Source organism: Achromobacter sp. NPDC058515 (genome assembly GCF_042721735.1).
GTDB lineage: Bacteria > Pseudomonadota > Gammaproteobacteria > Burkholderiales > Burkholderiaceae_B > Achromobacter.
The window spans coordinates 1-15,445 of record NZ_JBHXNI010000027.1; the positions used below are offsets into that span (position 1 = coordinate 1).

Annotated in this window: 16 protein-coding genes; 12 read left to right on the forward strand and 4 right to left on the reverse strand. The window is 63.5% G+C overall.

Annotation, left to right across the window (positions count from 1 at the left end):
• The 6 genes from ACFWP0_RS28955 to ACFWP0_RS28980 all read left to right on the forward strand — a co-directional run.
• A partial coding sequence (locus ACFWP0_RS28955) for a Rhs element Vgr protein (protein WP_377848118.1) occupies window positions 1-623 on the forward strand: 623 nt, incomplete at its 5' end.
• Complete coding sequence (locus ACFWP0_RS28960; RefSeq protein ID WP_377848119.1) at window positions 620-1,570, forward strand: DUF4123 domain-containing protein; 951 nt, start codon at window positions 620-622, stop codon at window positions 1,568-1,570. The genes ACFWP0_RS28955 and ACFWP0_RS28960, both read left to right, overlap by 4 nt.
• Window positions 1,567-4,392: a toxin VasX gene (locus ACFWP0_RS28965; RefSeq protein WP_377848121.1), complete on the forward strand. Its 2,826-nt coding sequence runs from the start codon at window positions 1,567-1,569 to the stop codon at window positions 4,390-4,392. Before ACFWP0_RS28960 ends, ACFWP0_RS28965 begins: the two co-directional genes overlap by 4 nt.
• Window positions 4,389-5,333 carry a DUF6708 domain-containing protein gene (locus tag ACFWP0_RS28970; RefSeq protein WP_377848122.1) on the forward strand — a complete coding sequence of 315 codons (945 nt, stop codon included), beginning with the start codon at window positions 4,389-4,391 and terminating at the stop codon, window positions 5,331-5,333. The genes ACFWP0_RS28965 and ACFWP0_RS28970 overlap by 4 nt, the downstream gene beginning before the upstream one ends.
• Before the next feature lie 118 nt (window positions 5,334-5,451).
• On the forward strand, window positions 5,452-6,435 hold the full coding sequence (locus tag ACFWP0_RS28975; RefSeq protein WP_377848124.1) for a DUF6708 domain-containing protein: 984 nt from the start codon (window positions 5,452-5,454) through the stop codon (window positions 6,433-6,435).
• A gap of 313 nt (window positions 6,436-6,748) precedes the next feature.
• Window positions 6,749-7,732 (forward strand): DUF6708 domain-containing protein, encoded by a 984-nt coding sequence (locus ACFWP0_RS28980; RefSeq protein WP_377848125.1) that lies wholly within the window; start codon window positions 6,749-6,751, stop codon window positions 7,730-7,732.
• A gap of 157 nt (window positions 7,733-7,889) precedes the next feature.
• On the opposite strand, the gene ACFWP0_RS28985 is transcribed toward ACFWP0_RS28980, so the two are convergent.
• Window positions 7,890-8,345 (reverse strand): GFA family protein, encoded by a 456-nt coding sequence (locus ACFWP0_RS28985; protein ID WP_377848127.1) that lies wholly within the window; start codon window positions 8,343-8,345, stop codon window positions 7,890-7,892.
• A gap of 245 nt (window positions 8,346-8,590) precedes the next feature.
• Between ACFWP0_RS28985 and ACFWP0_RS28990 the strand changes: the two genes are divergently transcribed.
• From ACFWP0_RS28990 to ACFWP0_RS29015, 6 genes are all read left to right on the forward strand, one after another.
• Window positions 8,591-9,472: a phosphoribosylaminoimidazolesuccinocarboxamide synthase gene (locus ACFWP0_RS28990; protein WP_377848128.1), complete on the forward strand. Its 882-nt coding sequence runs from the start codon at window positions 8,591-8,593 to the stop codon at window positions 9,470-9,472.
• A 163-nt stretch (window positions 9,473-9,635) separates the two neighbouring features.
• Complete coding sequence (locus ACFWP0_RS28995) at window positions 9,636-9,794, forward strand: DUF5993 family protein (protein ID WP_377848130.1); 159 nt, start codon at window positions 9,636-9,638, stop codon at window positions 9,792-9,794.
• A 9-nt stretch (window positions 9,795-9,803) separates the two neighbouring features.
• Complete coding sequence (locus ACFWP0_RS29000; protein ID WP_377848131.1) at window positions 9,804-10,376, forward strand: disulfide bond formation protein B; 573 nt, start codon at window positions 9,804-9,806, stop codon at window positions 10,374-10,376.
• Window positions 10,377-10,481: 105 nt separating this feature from the next.
• A complete protein-coding gene (gene purE / locus ACFWP0_RS29005) occupies window positions 10,482-11,003 on the forward strand; it encodes a 5-(carboxyamino)imidazole ribonucleotide mutase (protein WP_006222798.1) in 522 nt (173 codons plus the stop codon).
• A gap of 5 nt (window positions 11,004-11,008) precedes the next feature.
• Window positions 11,009-12,199, forward strand: coding sequence for a 5-(carboxyamino)imidazole ribonucleotide synthase (locus ACFWP0_RS29010; protein WP_377848133.1), 1,191 nt, complete (start codon window positions 11,009-11,011; stop codon window positions 12,197-12,199).
• 14 nt (window positions 12,200-12,213) lie between these two features.
• On the forward strand, window positions 12,214-13,263 hold the full coding sequence (locus ACFWP0_RS29015; RefSeq protein ID WP_377848134.1) for an L-threonylcarbamoyladenylate synthase: 1,050 nt from the start codon (window positions 12,214-12,216) through the stop codon (window positions 13,261-13,263).
• Between the two features lie 9 nt (window positions 13,264-13,272).
• Here ACFWP0_RS29015 and ACFWP0_RS29020 read toward each other — a convergent pair whose 3' ends face one another.
• The 3 genes from ACFWP0_RS29020 to ACFWP0_RS29030 are packed head-to-tail and all read right to left on the reverse strand — an operon-like array spanning window position 13,273 to window position 15,432.
• On the reverse strand, window positions 13,273-14,100 hold the full coding sequence (locus ACFWP0_RS29020) for an IclR family transcriptional regulator C-terminal domain-containing protein (RefSeq protein ID WP_377848136.1): 828 nt from the start codon (window positions 14,098-14,100) through the stop codon (window positions 13,273-13,275).
• Complete coding sequence (locus ACFWP0_RS29025) at window positions 14,100-14,741, reverse strand: 3-oxoacid CoA-transferase subunit B (protein WP_377848137.1); 642 nt, start codon at window positions 14,739-14,741, stop codon at window positions 14,100-14,102. The genes ACFWP0_RS29020 and ACFWP0_RS29025 overlap by 1 nt, the downstream gene beginning before the upstream one ends.
• Window positions 14,742-14,751: 10 nt before the next feature.
• On the reverse strand, window positions 14,752-15,432 hold the full coding sequence (locus tag ACFWP0_RS29030) for a 3-oxoacid CoA-transferase subunit A (RefSeq protein ID WP_377848138.1): 681 nt from the start codon (window positions 15,430-15,432) through the stop codon (window positions 14,752-14,754).
• Window positions 15,433-15,445: the final 13 nt, after the last annotated feature.

Sequence of the window (15,445 nt, forward strand, 5' to 3'; positions counted from 1 at the left end):
ATGCGCAGAAAGACCAGAACATCCATGTCAACCACAACGAGACCACGTTTGTGGGCAACGACCGCAGCGAGCAGGTCCAGCACGACGAGACAATTGCCATCGGACACGACCGCAAGGAGACGGTGGGTAACGACGAGCAGGTCAACATTGGCCATGACCGCCGCCACACGATCGCCCAGGACGATTTCCTGACGATAGCGCGCAACCACACCATTCATACGGCCAAGGATCGTACCGAAGACGTCGGCAACAACCGGCGCGACAAGACTACCGCCAATCATTGGATCGAAATTGGCGGCTATGTGGAACAGACGGTGCAGGGCCACCATCGCCTGGAGGCCGGGCAGACGATAGAGCGCAAGACGCAGCGCTATGCGTTGCAGGCCGCGGACATGGTTGCTCTCAAGGGGCCGGGCGGCTCGATCACCATTGACGGTTCAGGTATTACCTTGGAAGGAATAGCCATCAAGATCAAGGGGCCCCTGAGCCAACAAGGCGGCGGGGCGAGCGCAATCTCGATGAATGGCTCCCCCCACCCCGACCAGGCATTGGACCGATTGTGCGCCATGCGCCCCGACGGCATATGCCCGCGCAAGCCATGCCCCTGCGGCAAGGGAGAATGACGATGCTCGCCAGTTCCACATTCCCCTATCCCGATTGTTCCAGGCGCGTGGTGGAGGAGATTGCAGCGCCGGAATGGCCCGCGTTGCAACAAGGTCCTCGTCCATGGCTCTGGTTGAATGGGGCTCACAACGAGAATCTGGAAGCCGAGGTAAGGGCCATTACACGACGCTTTGATCATCAGTGGGTCTGGCGCGGCACGGACCTGGAATACCAGCATCCTGGATACCGTCGAGGGCCGATGCTCGTGCAGCTGGATGACGCATTGCTTGAGCAATTTCTCTTTGGCTGGGGGCCGCAAGCGGGTGTGATTCTGCGGGTCGGGGACCACGGACCTGAATTGCTCGGTCACCTCCAGAGATTGCATCAATTGATCGCCGCCGATGGATTGCCCGTGAGCTTTAGTCTCGGCGCGGCGCGCCACCTCGAAGAGCTTTGCGAAGCGCTGCCGGCCATTCGCCTCGCTGAGTTGCTTGGGCCGATTCAGGCTCTGGTGTGGCGTGGTCCGGAAGATCAGGGCGCGCAATGGCTACAGGCGAGAAACGCTCATGCGCCAGCGCCGTCTTTGGCGCCAGATCGATATTTCACACTGACGGCCAGCGAGGAAAGCGCGCTCGATCACGCGAGCAAGGCTTGGTTCATGCGCGACAGCGTGCGCCATTTTTCGCGCCGCGATCCCAGGTGGGGCGGACCCGCCAATCAGCTGGAACTATCTCGGCAACTGACCACTTTTGCCGAAGAAGCAGAAAGAATCGCGGTCGGCCTGGAACGCGATGTGCGCCATTACATGGCGCTGCGGCTGGCCTATCCGCAAGCGCCCTTCATGATGGACGCCGTGCTGCGCATGCACCTGTCCCAGCATCAGGTCGCGGGACTGCAGCGCATGTACGCGCTTGAGGACCGTCTGCGCCAGACCGTCGATGCCAATGCCCCAGGATCGGCAACATGACCGTTACTGCCGCACAATGCCCCAAAGCCTTGCAACCCCCGCACCCCAGCGCCAAACAGGTGGGAAAGGCCATTTCACCACCACCGTGCGAGCATGGCGTGCCGCTCTACCCGCTGCGCTACGGCATTGCCGATAAACGCTACAAAGACGCGGTCTATCCCACGCTGACGACGAAGGGATATCCCGATCTGATCGGTGGAAAGGCCTATGGCCTGCGTGTGTTGAGACCCGGCACCTATGTCTACCTCTGTTATTTCCAGAGTGGGCGAATGTGGACCAAGCACTACCAGGTCACGCCAGATATTCGCTTCGCCAGTATCTGGTGGACTCAGGAGGATTATGATGATTTGGCGCCTGGCAGGCTGTCGAGGCCGGACACGGTCGGGGCAAGGCCTCATCTCCTGGCGCCTGCGGATGCCAAGGACGGCCCCGTCTATCTGTTCGTGAGCGACACGGTTCTCACGCACGCCACGCTCTGGAGGATCGAGACGAACGCGGACGGGTTGCGCGACAAGCTTGCGACGCAGGTCACGCCGACTGGCGGCATTGCACAGCCACATGCATTCAGTGGCGTTCTGCTGACACACGCGACGCCGGAGCTATTGCTGCCTACGCTCAATGGGGTGCCGACCTATTACGCATGGAGCGAGATATCCCCGGAGAAGACCTACCCGGATGTTACTCGCGTGATCGGTGACCTATATGTCGCCTTGCTCCCGCGCAAGGACATCGTACCGCTGGCGGTCGTGCTGCAAGACCCGCTAGGCGTGGTCAGCGAACTCAACTATCTTTGCTCGGCGGAGGTCAAGAAGCGCGATGACTATCAGGCGCAGAGCAAGCACAAACTGCATAGTGCCGGACTGATTGACGGCTATTTCAAACATGCAGAGGCGTCCAGCAGGACACCTGAAGCGCGCACGGCATTGGCAAGGCAGCAAGCGCTGGTGGATCTCAAGGGGGCTCGCGCATTCAAGCCCGCCTACGAGGAAAAGGTGCAGACCTTCCAGTCGATGATCCAGAAAGCCGGGGCCGATGTGGTGTCCTGGCTTCGATTGGTGAACGCGACGGGATTGTTCGGCCGGGCGCTGAGCCTTTTCGATCTGGACTGCGCGCGAAACGCCGGCGACTACGAGATGGCCGTGCTCCACTGCTTCGGCGCCGCCGTCCACACTGACGACGGGCTCAAGGAACTGGCCAGGCATATCGAGGCGAGTCCCGGTGTCAGCCCGATATGGCGCGCGCTCGGTGGCGGCGGCAAGCCTTTGATGATGCGGCTGGAACGGCCGCTCACGATCGCCAAAGGCATGTTCGATGCGGTGGACAAGGTTCTTGACGAACGCCCCGGGACCATCGTCACCGATCTGCTGTCCAGGCTGCTGTGGCCCCATCTTGCCAGCGCACCCGTGCAGATAGCGGAGGTCCAGGTCAGACGCCTGCGCCATGTCGCCGAGCAGCGCTTTGGGATCGTGATCGGGCGACGCATGGTTACGTCGCAACAATACTTGTCCTATAGCCTGGAGTTGCAGGGATACCTGGCGTTCGGGCCTGAGGTCTACGCGCGCTGGCCTCGCGGGGTTCCGCCATTGCCAGAAAGCTCCCGCGGCTATCCCACGGGCACACCACCGTCTGCAAATGCCGAAATTTGGGAATGGGAAACCATCGGCACGACTACCGTGACTGGTCAACCGAAGCCTATGGACCCCAAAGGCAATCCTCTGTTGCGCAACCTGAAGCGGATGCAGGGGCCCGCCGGGGCGGTGTTTACGGGTATTGGTGCTGGGCTGGCGATATGGGGGATGCGCAATGCCACAGGAGAATTAAGAAAGGATACTTATAGCGTTTCTAATTGGACAGCTTTCCTTGGCGCGGGCGCTGCGCTTGTGGGTGCTTCGATAGAAGCGACAACCCTAGTTGTCTCGACTGTCGTGGCTCGTCGAGGTAAAGAAGCGCTGGCGTATAGCGTTAAGGTCTTCGGAGTGAAATGGGGAGCCACGGTGGCAGGGGCCACCGCCGCTGGGTTGCTGGTAGTTGCTGATCTGGTCCGCGCGGCAAACGCCAGCAGCGACGCCAACCCGGAGCAAGCGCGCATGTATCTGTACTCGGCGCTGTCCGGTGGCTTGCTGGCCGTTGCCACTGGCGCGGGCGGCTCGGCGACGCTTGCCACGCTCGCAGGCGGCGGCGAAGCGGTCGCTGTGCTCGGTTTAACGCCTGCGGGATGGGCGGTAATAGCTGTGCTGGCGACGGGTGCCCTGTTCTATTTCACGGTTCAATCGGACGAGGCGCAGCACAATCCGGTTGAGATTTGGCTCAGACATACAGCCTGGGGTGCGACGGCACCGCGCTATACATTGGCTCAGGAACTGCAGGCTTGGCATAGTCTTCAATACAGCCCACGCATTAGTCCTAAATGGGAGTCAGCGGGCGGCATCGCCGGCACCCTGCGCCTGCGCTGCACGATGCCGGCGATGGCCGCGCAGGATGACTTCCAATCAGATCTGCGCGTCACGCTGCGCGGCAAACCCCTGGATAGGATTGACGCCGCCAGCGCGCTGAGTACACCAGGGACCAGCGTCAACGTTGATACGCAGTATGTCATCGGTCCGTTGACCGATGGGTATGGAATCGAGCGAAGCTGGCGCATCGGCATGCATAAGGATGCACAAGTCGAGTTGAAGTACTTCTATCAACCTGACCCACAACGGCTACCGGAGATTGGACTGGAGCAACCAGGCGCGCCAGCTGCGCTGGTTTTCACTTCATCAAGCTTGTTCTCCGACTCTATTGGCCCTGAAAAACTTGTGCCCGTAAGGTCTCCAAAATGAAGAACGTTTCTGATCTGGCCCAGCGATTGCCACGCAGCTTTTTGATCGGCGCAACTCGATTTTCTCATGACCAGCCCGATCTCAAGTCCATACAGCCAGACAACGTCTTGGTGGATTTAGGGGTGCGTCGTCTGAGCGACCATTGTCTCGAGCTTGAATCGTACGGCAATAATGTTCGCAATGTGTATGCGAGTGGCATTGGCATATCCATAGTAATGGCTATCGGCATTTCCTTGCTAATGGCCCTGATAGCAATTGTCTTAACGCCGAATAACCCTCCGGGGCGAACCGGTTGGGTATTGATTTTTACCGTGCCGTGGATCGGTGTTGCCATTGCGTCCATAGCTTACCTATGCACCCGAAACATCTTTGGCCGCTTCCGCGGCGGTTTCATCCGTATCAACCGCCGCACACGCAAGCTCTATTTTGTCACGCCCCGCGACGAACATATGATGAGTCTGGACTGGGATGACTTGGAAGCCATGGCGGGCTATATCCCCATCGTGAGCCAAGCCGGTTACACCAGTCGCCATCCCTTGTATCTGATCGGCGTCGATTGGGATCAGACTCCTCCAAAAGAGATCTGTGTTTCTTGCGGCAACCTGGGCTGGCGCGACAACGGCGAGTCGGCCAGGCAGCTTTGGGACTACCTGCAGATCTTCATGGGCGAAGGTCCAGAGGCACTTCCCAAGCCACCTCCGGTGCCACCGCGTCTTTCGCGCGGGCAGACCTTCCTGCGCGTCTATCGAGACTGGGCGGCCAAGTTTCGTCGCGAGCTCTCCACCCCAAAAGGAAAGCGATGGTCGCCATTGCTCGTGCCCGCCAAGCTCCTCTGGCTGGTATGCATGACCTTTCCCGACAGCCTGGCCGAGGTCATCGAGTACGACGTGCCTTACACCGCTTTCCCCAAGGAAATCGACGAACTCTGCGGTTTCGCCTGACCCACAACGGCTACCGGAGATTGGACTGGAGCAACCAGGTGCGCTGGTTTTCACTTCCTCAAGCTTGTTCTCCGACTCTATTGACCCTGCAAAACTTGCGCCTGTAAGGCCCTTCGAAATGAAGAATACTACCGATCTGCTCAAGCGACTGCCACGTAATCTTCTGATTGGCGCGACACGGTTTTCTCGGGAGCATCCCGATCGCAGCGCGATGCCAACGGAGACTTCGCTTGTTGGTCAAGCGTTAGGCGTGCGTCGAATGAACGACCAGTGTGTGGAATTGGAGCCTTATGGAAATCTGGTACGTAATGTGTACGCCAGTGGAATCGGCATATCTATGGTGATGGCAACCGGTATTTCCATCGCCGGATTAAGTATCGTTTCCGAGCCAATGTCCTGGCGACTCGTTTTGTATCCCTTGGTGGCATCGGCTGTAGCAGTCGCAATTGCTGTTCTAATGTACCTGTGCACGCGAAACCTCTTTGGCCGCTTCCGTGGCGGTTTCATCCGTATCAACCGCCGCACACGCAAGCTCTATTTCGTCACGCCCCGCGACGAGCATTTGATGAGTCTGGACTGGGATGACTTGGAAGCCATGGCGGGCTATATCCCCATCGTGAGCCAGGCCGGTTACACCAGTCGCCATCCTTTGTATCTGATCGGCGTCGATTGGGATCAGACTCCTCCAAAAGAGATCTGTGTTTCTTGCGGCAACCTGGGCTGGCGCGACAACGGCGAGTCGGCCAGGCAGCTTTGGGACTACCTGCAGATCTTCATGGCCGAAGGTCCAGAGGCACTTCCCAAGCCACCTCCGGTGCCACCGCGTCTTTCGCGCGGGCAGACCTTCCTGCGCGTCTATCGAGACTGGGCGGCCAAGTTTCGTCGCGACCTCTCCACCCCAAAAGGAAAGCGATGGTCGCCATTGCTCGTGCCCGCCAAGCTCCTCTGGCTGGTATGCATGACCTTTCCCGACAGCCTGGCCGAGGTCATCGAATACGACGTGCCTTACACCGCTTTCCCCGAGGAAATCGACGAACTCTGCGGTTTCGTGGAGAAGCGCACGCCGGTCATGCGGCTGAATGGCGAGCGCCTCGATCAGTGACGCTTTTCAGCCCTCAGGCTTTTCCTCGTATTGAAAGTTCCTGGCCGCGACGGCGTGTTGGTTGAAGCCTTGATACGTAGTGTGCAATCGGTCCAATGACCGATGATGGGTATGGAATCAAGCGAGGCTGGCGCATCGGCATGCATAAGGATGCACAAGTCGAATTGAAGTACTTCTATCAACCTGACCCACAACGGCTACCGGAGATTGGACTGGAACAACCAGGCGCGCCAGCTGCGCTGGTTTTCACTTCATCAAGCTTGTTCTCCGACTCTATTGACCCTGTAAAACTTGCGCCCGTGAGGTCTCCGAAATGAAGAATATTACCGATCTGGTCAAGCGACTACCAAGCAATCTTCTGATTGGCGCGACACGGTTTTCTCGTGAGCAGCCTGATCGCAGGTTGGTACCAACTGAGAGTTGGTTTGTCGGCCAAGCGTTAGGCGTGCGTCGAGTGAATGATCGGTGCGTGGAGTTGGAACCCTATGGAAATCTGGTGCGCAATGTGTACGCCAGTAGCGTTGGGGTGCTATTCGTGATGGGGGCAGGAATTTCTGCAGCAGCTTGGGCTGTCATACCGTCGGCACTTCCTCTAGATCTCTGGTTAATCCTGTTGCTCTTCCCATGGCTTATGGCCGCATTCGGTGGCGTAATGTACCTATGCACGCGAAACCTCTTTGGCCGCTTCCGCGGCGGTTTCATCCGTATCAACCGCCGCACACGCAAGCTCTATTTCGTCCCGCCCCGCGACGAGCATTTGATGAGTCTGGACTGGGATGACTTGGAAGCCATGGCGGGCTATATCCCCATCGTGAGCCAGGCCGGTTACACCAGTCGCCATCCTTTGTATCTGATCGGCGTCGATTGGGATCAGACTCCTCCAAAAGAGATCTGTGTTTCTTGCGGCAACCTGGGCTGGCGCGACAACGGCGAGTCGGCCAGGCAGCTTTGGGACTACCTGCAGATCTTCATGGGCGAAGGTCCAGAGGCACTTCCCAAGCCACCTCCGGTGCCACCGCGTCTTTCGCGCGGGCAGACCTTCCTGCGCGTCTATCGAGACTGGGCGGCCAAGTTTCGTCGCGACCTCTCCACCCCAAAAGGAAAGCGATGGTCGCCATTGCTCGTGCCCGCCAAGCTCCTCTGGCTGGTATGCATGACATTTCCCGACAGCCTGGCCGAGGTCATCGAATACGACGTGCCTTACACCGCCTTCCCCAAGGAAATCGACGAACTCTGCGGTTTCGTGGAGAAGCGCACGCCGGTCATGCGGCTGAATGGCGAGCGCCTCGATCAGTGACGCTTTTCAGCCCTCAGACTTTTCCTCGTAGAAGGTTCCTGACTCAAGGATTCAGCCGCGCAAAGCCGTTTGCGCGCCAACGGCAAAACGACGCCACATCCCGGCGATATTTCCACACGCCCCAGCGCATGCTCAGCGAGGGCTGCCCCTTGCCGCGCTACTGCGCCGGCCCGTTCTTCGGAAAGTGCGGCACCGTGCGATCCACGTGATGCCACGAAGGGGCGGAATCCGTCCACAGGCTGGCCTGGGCGTGGAAGGCTTCCGGGTCGTCGAGGGAGCCGGCGCGCACCACCTCGTAGCCCATGCCTTCCGAGTTGCCGAACAGCGGCGTGCCACAGGCGGCGCAGAAGCTGCGCATGACCGTGTGGCCGGACTCTCCCTTGTAGCGGTGCTCCTTGGCCTGCCCGCGCAGCAGCGTGACGGCGCCGGCCGGAAAGATCAGGGCGTGGGCCGGGGCGCCGCCGCTGGAATACTGGCAGTCCCGGCAATGACAGGTGGCGGCCGTGAGCGGCTCGTCGGTGACGGCGTAGCGCACGGCGCCGCACTGGCATCCGCCGGTCATGTGCACCTGGGCGTCGGCGTGGGGCGTGCGTTTGGGGGAAGCATCCTGCATACGACTCTGTCTCCGGCAGTGGTCAGCGCCGTGACGCCTGGGGCGGCCGGCGCGAATAGTGTGTTGGGAAAGAGAGCCTAACCCGGCCCCCGGCCACCGGCAAGGCGAACTTATTTGCAGTAATCTATGCGCTTTGCAGGGTCCGCGCCCCGGTGCCGCCCTCGCACAGTGTCCGATTTCGTTCTACTTCCCGCCCTGGCGTTTGCCCGCGGCGGGAATGTTCATTTTTGCCATAGGCCATTCCCGTGACTTCTGCTTTGCATGAATCCAGCATCAAGTCCTTGCCGCTGCTGGGCCGCGGTAAGGTGCGCGATATGTACGCGGTCGGCGACGACAAGTTGCTGATCGTCGCGTCGGATCGCATCTCCGCCTTCGATGTGATCCTTGACGACCCCATTCCCGGCAAGGGACAGGTGCTGACCGAGCTGACCGAATTCTGGTTGCAGAAGCTGGGCCACATCCTGCCGAACCACTCCACGGGCGTGAAGCCTGAAGACGTGGTGGCGCCGGACGAAGTCGACCAGGTGCGCGGCCGCGCGGTCGTGGTCAAGCGCCTGAAGCCGATCCTGGTGGAAGCGGTTGCCCGCGGCTACCTGATCGGCTCCGGCTGGAAGGACTACCAGGCCACCGGCGCCGTCTGCGGCATCAAGCTGCCCGCCGGCCTGCAACAGGCCAGCCAGCTGCCCGAACCCATCTTCACGCCCGCCGCGAAGGCCGAATTCGGCATGCACGACGAGAACGTGGACTTCGCGCACGTGGTCAAGGAAGTCGGCCAGGAAATGGCCGAGCGCATCCGCGACGTCACGCTCAAGCTGTACGCCGAGGCCGCCAGGTTCGCCGCCACCAAGGGCATCATCATCGCCGACACCAAGTTCGAATTCGGCCTGGACGATGACGGCACGCTGCACCTGATGGACGAAGTGCTGACGCCCGACTCGTCGCGCTTCTGGCCCGCCGACGGCTACCGCGTGGGCATCAGCCCCCCGTCGTTCGACAAGCAGTTCGTGCGCGACTGGCTGGAAACCCAGACCTGGGACAAGACGCCGCCCGCGCCGCGCCTGCCGCAGGACGTGCTGGAAAAGACGGCCGCCAAGTACCGCGAAGCCCTGGATCGCCTGATCGCCTGATCGCCGGCCTTCCAAGAAAAACCCGCTCTGCCGAGCGGGTTTTTTTTGCCCCAGGACTGGTCCGAGAAGCAAAAAGTCAGGGCTTTCGATAGTAATTATTTCGGATTGTTACGCTATACTCGTCGGCTGCTTTATTCGGGACGTAAGTCGAGAGGAGCTCCGCATGGTAATGATGTTGCCTTTCCTGACCGGAATGGTCGCAGTGTGGTTCGGGATGCTGGGAAGACGCCGCCCCTGCGTGACGTTCTGGCTGCTCACCCTCGCGATATTCGCCGCCTGGTGCCAATATCACATGACCAGCCCGCTGGCGCTGTCGTTGTAAAGCGCGGCGATGATCTTCTCCCGCAACCCCGCGCGCGGCTCCCGCATCCTGAACGGCCTGGCCCTGCTGGGCGTCAGCGCCATCCTCTGCATGGCCTTCGCCTGGCAGTTCGTTTATGACGAGCTGCCGTGCCCCCTGTGCCTGCTGCAGCGCGTCGCGCTCATCCTGGCCGGGGTGGGCTTTTTGCTGAACATGCGGCTGGGGCCGTCTCCGATGCACTATGCGATGAGCATCGCGGCCTCGTTGGGCGGCATGGTGGCCTCGGGCCGGCAGGTGCTGCTGCATATCGCGCCGGGCGATCCGGGCTACGGCACGCCATTCCTGGGCCTGCATTTCTATACCTGGGCGTTCATCGCTTTTTCGGCCATCATCGTGTTTTGCGTGCTGATGCTGTCCGCCGACCGCAAATGGGGCGACAGCATGCTGAAAAAGCCCGTGTCGGCGCTGGGCATGATGGTCATGGCCCTGTTTTTCATCACCGCGCTGGCCAACGTCGGCAGCACCACGCTGGAATGCGGTTTCGGGCCCTGCCCGGACAATCCCGAGAGCTATCTTTTGCTGGGAACCGCGGCCGCGCCGTAGGGGGACGCCCGCGCCGGGTAAAATACCGGGTTTCGCGGCCTGGTTCCGCGGTCCTTTGACATTCCGCGGCCCTTGCGCCGCGGTCTCAACTCTTTGACACCGGTTATGACAGCCAAGACTTCCGCAGCGGCAGAGGCCACCCCCGTGGTGGGCGTGATTATGGGTTCTTCCAGCGATTGGGAGGTCATGAAGCACGCGGTGACCATGCTGGAGGACTTCGGCGTGGCCTATGAGGCCCGCGTGATCTCCGCGCACCGCATGCCGCAGGACATGGCCGAATACGGCGCCGCGGCGCACGAGCGCGGCCTGCGCGGCATCATCGCCGGCGCAGGCGGCGCGGCCCACCTGCCGGGCATGATGGCGGCCCTGACCGAAGTGCCGGTGTTCGGCGTCCCGGTCCCGTCCAAGTACCTGCGCGGCGAAGACTCGCTGCTGTCCATCGTGCAGATGCCCAAAGGCGTGCCGGTGGCGACGTTTGCCATCGGCGAGGCGGGCGCGGCCAATGCGGCCCTGCACGTGATCGCCACCCTGGCGGGCACCGATGCCGGCTTGCACAAGAAGCTGGTGGCGTTCCGCGCCCGCCAGACGCAAGCCGCGCGCGACATGAAGGTTCCGCCCGAGGCCTGATCCGAATGACTCAATCTACTGCTTTCACGATTGCCCCCGGCGGCTGGCTGGGTTTGCTGGGCGGCGGCCAACTGGGCCGCATGTTCTGCCACGCGGCGCAAAGCCTGGGCTACAAGGTCGCGGTGCTGGACCCGGCCGCGGAATGCCCGGCGGGCATGGTCGCGGACATGCATATCCAGGCCGCCTATGACGACGAGGCCGGGCTCGCCCGCCTGGCCCAGACCTGTCAGGCCGTCACGACCGAATTCGAGAACGTGCCCGCGGACAGCCTGCGCGCCCTGGCGGCCCGCTGCCGCGTCAGCCCCGCGGCCGATGCCGTCGCCATCGTGCAGGACCGCATCGCCGAAAAGACCTTCATCGCCTCGCAAGGCATTCCGGTCGCGCCGCATGCCGCCATCCGCAGCGAGGCCGACCTGCGCGCCGCGCCGGACGCCTTGTTTCCCGGCATCCTGAAAGTCGCCCGCCTGGGCTACGACGGCAAGGGCCAGGCCCGCATCGGCACGCGCGAAGAAGCGCTGGCCGCTTTCGCCGAATTCGGCGGCGTGGCTTGCGTGCTGGAAGCGCTGATGCCGCTGGACTATGAAATCTCGGTGGTCATCGCGCGCGGCTTCGACGGCGCGACCGTGGTGTTCCCCGTGGCGCGCAACGTGCATCGCGACGGCATCCTGGCGGTGTCCACCGCCGCGCCCGTCCTGCAGGACGCGGCCCACGCCGAACGGCAGGCCCGCGCGACCGAGGCGGCGCAAGCCATTGCGCAAGGCCTGGGCTACCACGGCGTGCTGTGCGTGGAGTTCTTCGTGCTTCAGGACGGCGGCCTGATCGTCAACGAGATCGCGCCGCGCCCGCACAACAGCGGCCACTACACGATGGACGCCTGCGTCACCAGCCAGTTCGAGCAGCAGGCGCGCGCCATGGCCGGCCTGCCCCTGGGCAGCTCGGACCTGCTGGCGCCCGCCGTCATGCTGAACATCCTGGGCGACATCTGGTATGCGTCCGATGCCGCCGCCACCCAGCGCGAACCCGACTGGGCCGCCGCGCTGGCCGTGCCCACGGCCAAGCTGCATCTGTACGGCAAGCGCGAGGCGCGCCGCAGCCGCAAGATGGGCCACGTCACGATCGTGGCGGCCACCCTGCAGCAGGCCCGCGACGACGCTGCCCGCGTGGCGGCGGCGCTGGGCATGCAAGCGCCTGAATAAGCCGCGACGATCCGATGTCCTTGCCCCCGCCTGATTCCGCCAGCGCCGCGGAGATCGCCCTCGCCGCGCAGCGCATGCTGGACGGCGAACTGGCCGCCTTTCCCACCGAGACCGTCTACGGCCTGGGCGCGGACGCGGAAAACCCGCAAGCGGTGGCCAAGATCTACGCGGCCAAGGGCCGGCCTTCGAACCATCCCGTCATCGTGCACATCGCGCCGCAAGGCGACGTGTCGTACTGGGCGGCGCAGGTGCCGCCAGAGGCGCGCCTGCTGATCGACGCGTTCTGGCCCGGCCCCCTGACCCTGATCCTGAAGCGCGCGCCGCACATCGTCGACACGGTGAGCGGCGGGCAGGACAGCATCGGCATCCGCTGCCCCTCCCATCCGGTGGCGCAGGCGCTGCTGGCGGCGTTTGCGGCAGGCAAGCCGAACGGGCAGGGCGGGGTAGCCGCCCCGTCGGCCAACAAGTTCGGCCAGGTGTCCCCCACGCGCGCCGAGCATGTCCGCAGCGAGTTTCCCGAGGAAGTCGCGGCCGGCATGCCGGTGCTGGAAGGCGGCGCCTCGGAAGTCGGCATCGAGTCCACGATTCTTGACCTGTCGCGCCTGGACCGCGGCGCCGGCCCCGTGCTGCTGCGCCCCGGCCACATCAGCGCCGCGCAGATCGAAGCCGTGCTGGGCGTGCAGGTGTTCGCGCCCGACGCCGCCGCGCCGCGCGCCTCGGGCACGCTGAAGGCGCACTACGCGCCGCGCACGCCGCTCGAGCTGGCCTGCGGCGAGCGCCTGCAAGACGTCGTGCAGGGACGCAACCTGCCCGAAGGCAAGGTGGTGGTGGTCGCTTACGGCGAACGGCCCGCGGCGACCGATGCCCGCGTGCAATGGCAGCCGGTGCCGGCGGATCCGGCGCGCTATGCGCAGGCCCTGTACGGACTGCTGCGCGACCTGGACGGGCAGGGCTACGCGCGCATCATCGTGCAGGCGCCGCCCGCCACCGACGACTGGCACGCGGTCAACGACCGCATCGGCCGCGCCGCCGCGGCCTTCACGCTGGACACGACGGACTTGTAGCCTGGCCGCTCATGCGGCCAGGAATTCCCCGATTCTTTCCACGGCCTGCCGCAAGGGCGGCAGGAATTCGTCCGTCAGGCGGTTCAAGGGCACGCGCGCGGCCTTCACGCTGACATTCACCGCGCCGCAAGCCTTGCCACTGGCCGAGCGCACGGGCACCGAGATGGCGCGCACATTCAATTCAAGTTCCTGGTCGACCACCGCATAGTCCTGCTCGCGGATGCGCGCCAGCTCCGCGCGCAGCCTGGCCTCGCTGGTCAGGGTGAACTCGGTGTAGGGCTGCAACTCGGTCGCGGCGAAGTAGCGCGCCAGCGCCGGCTCGGGCAATTGCGCCAGCAGCACGCGGCCGATGGACGTGCAGTACGCAGGCAGCCTGCTGCCCAGGCCCATCGAGGTGGCCAGCAGGCGGTTCACTTCCGAGCGCGCCAGATACAGCATTTCGTGGCCTTCCATGATGGCCAGCGCGCAGGTCTCGTTGACCGTGGCGCTCAGCTCTTCGAGCACCGGCTGCGCCAGCGAGACCAGGGGCGTGGAAGAGAAATACGCATAGCCCAGCCCCAGGATGCGGGGCGTCAGCACATAGAGCCGGCCGTTCTGCTCGGCGATGCCCAGCAGGATCAGCGTATGCAGGCAGCGCTGCACGACCGCGCGGGGCAGGCCGGCGCGCCGGCTCAGTTCAGCCGCGGTCTGCGGATGGCGGCGCGTGCCGAAGGCGCGGATCACGTGCAGGCCGCGCGCCAGCGTCAGCATGTAGTCCGGATCGCCGCGCAACTGGTCGGGATGGTCTTCCGCCGCGAGCGGCGCGGCATAGCCGGGAGGGGGAAGGTTGGGCGGCATCAGCCTGCGCGCAAGGGCGCGCCGGTGCGCGACTGCAGTTCGTTCAGGGTCATGCCGTCGATCATATCCCGAACCACCAGGCCGTCCGGCGTGACGTCGATGACGGCCAGGTCGGTGTAGATGCGGTCCACCACGCCAGCGCCCGTGAGCGGATAGGCGCAGCGCTCGACGATCTTGGGAGCCCCGTTCTTGCTGTTGTGCTCCATCATGATGAACACGCTGCGCGCGCCCACCGCCAGGTCCATTGCGCCGCCCACGGCCGGCGCTTCGCCGGGCTTGTTGAGCGACCAGTTGGCCAGGTCGCCGTTGGCCGCGACCTGCATGCCGCCCATGACGCAGATGTCCAGGTGGCCGCCGCGCATCATCGCGAACGAATCCGCGTGGTGGAAGTACGAGCCGCCCTCTAGCAAGGTCACGGGCTGTTTGCCGGCGTTGATCAGGTCCAGGTTGATGTCGGCTTCCGCCGGGGGCGGGCCCATGCCCAGGATGCCGTTTTCGCTGTGCAGCACGATCTCGCGGCCGGCGGGCAGGTGCGCCGCCACCAGCACCGGCATGCCGATGCCCAGGTTCACGTAGCTGCCGTCGGGGATGTCCAGGGCCAGGCGGCGCGCCATGGCCTCGCGGGTCAGGGGATGGAACATGCGGGCTCCTTTAGCTGGAGAAGGCGGCGTTGGCCACCTCGGTGACGCGCTTGACGAAGATGCCGGGGGTGACCACGGCTTCGGGCGGCAGTTCGCCCAGCGCGACCTTGACGCGCACCTGCACGATGGCGGTCTTGGCCGCCATGCACATGATGGGGCCGAAGTTGCGCGCGCTCTTGTGGTACGTGAGGTTGCCCCAGCGGTCGGCCTGGTCCGCCTTGACCAGCGCGAAGTCGCCGTGCAAGGGCTTTTCGAACACATGGCCGCGCCCGTCGATGACCCGCGTCTCCTTGCCCTGCGCGAGTTCGGTGCCGTAGGCGGTGGGCGTGAAGAAGCCGCCCAGGCCGGCGCCGGCCGCGCGCAGCCGCTCGGCGATCGTGCCCTGCGGCACGCATTCCAGTTCGATGCCGCCCTGACGGTAGAGATCGTCGAAGACCCAGGAATGCGAGGCCTTGGGAAATGAGCAGATGACCTTGCGCACCCGTCCGGCCTTGATGAGCGCGGCCAGGCCGGTCTCGTGGTTGCCCGCGTTGTTGCTGACGACGGTCAGCTCGCGCGCGCCTTGCCCGATGAGCGCATGGATCAGTTCGGTGGGCATGCCAGCGCCGCCGAATCCGCTGATCAGCACCGTGGCGCCATCGTGGATGTCCGCGACGGCGGCCTCGGGGGTGGCGATGAATTTGTCGATCATGAAGGACTCCGTT

Excerpts from the sequence above, each read along its gene's own strand:
- ACFWP0_RS28960 (WP_377848119.1), top strand. The coding sequence starts at position 620 with ATGACGATGCTCGCCAGTTCCACATTCCCCTATCCCGATTGTTCCAGG.
- ACFWP0_RS28965 (WP_377848121.1), top strand. The coding sequence starts at position 1,567 with ATGACCGTTACTGCCGCACAATGCCCCAAAGCCTTGCAACCCCCGCAC.
- ACFWP0_RS28970 (WP_377848122.1), top strand. The coding sequence starts at position 4,389 with ATGAAGAACGTTTCTGATCTGGCCCAGCGATTGCCACGCAGCTTTTTG.
- ACFWP0_RS28975 (WP_377848124.1), top strand. The coding sequence starts at position 5,452 with ATGAAGAATACTACCGATCTGCTCAAGCGACTGCCACGTAATCTTCTG.
- ACFWP0_RS28980 (WP_377848125.1), top strand. The coding sequence starts at position 6,749 with ATGAAGAATATTACCGATCTGGTCAAGCGACTACCAAGCAATCTTCTG.
- ACFWP0_RS28985 (WP_377848127.1), bottom strand. The coding sequence starts at position 8,345 with ATGCAGGATGCTTCCCCCAAACGCACGCCCCACGCCGACGCCCAGGTG.
- ACFWP0_RS28995 (WP_377848130.1), top strand. The coding sequence starts at position 9,636 with ATGGTAATGATGTTGCCTTTCCTGACCGGAATGGTCGCAGTGTGGTTC.
- ACFWP0_RS29000 (WP_377848131.1), top strand. The coding sequence starts at position 9,804 with ATGATCTTCTCCCGCAACCCCGCGCGCGGCTCCCGCATCCTGAACGGC.
- purE (WP_006222798.1), top strand. The coding sequence starts at position 10,482 with ATGACAGCCAAGACTTCCGCAGCGGCAGAGGCCACCCCCGTGGTGGGC.
- ACFWP0_RS29010 (WP_377848133.1), top strand. The coding sequence starts at position 11,009 with ATGACTCAATCTACTGCTTTCACGATTGCCCCCGGCGGCTGGCTGGGT.
- ACFWP0_RS29015 (WP_377848134.1), top strand. The coding sequence starts at position 12,214 with ATGTCCTTGCCCCCGCCTGATTCCGCCAGCGCCGCGGAGATCGCCCTC.
- ACFWP0_RS29020 (WP_377848136.1), bottom strand. The coding sequence starts at position 14,100 with ATGCCGCCCAACCTTCCCCCTCCCGGCTATGCCGCGCCGCTCGCGGCG.
- ACFWP0_RS29025 (WP_377848137.1), bottom strand. The coding sequence starts at position 14,741 with ATGTTCCATCCCCTGACCCGCGAGGCCATGGCGCGCCGCCTGGCCCTG.
- ACFWP0_RS29030 (WP_377848138.1), bottom strand. The coding sequence starts at position 15,432 with ATGATCGACAAATTCATCGCCACCCCCGAGGCCGCCGTCGCGGACATC.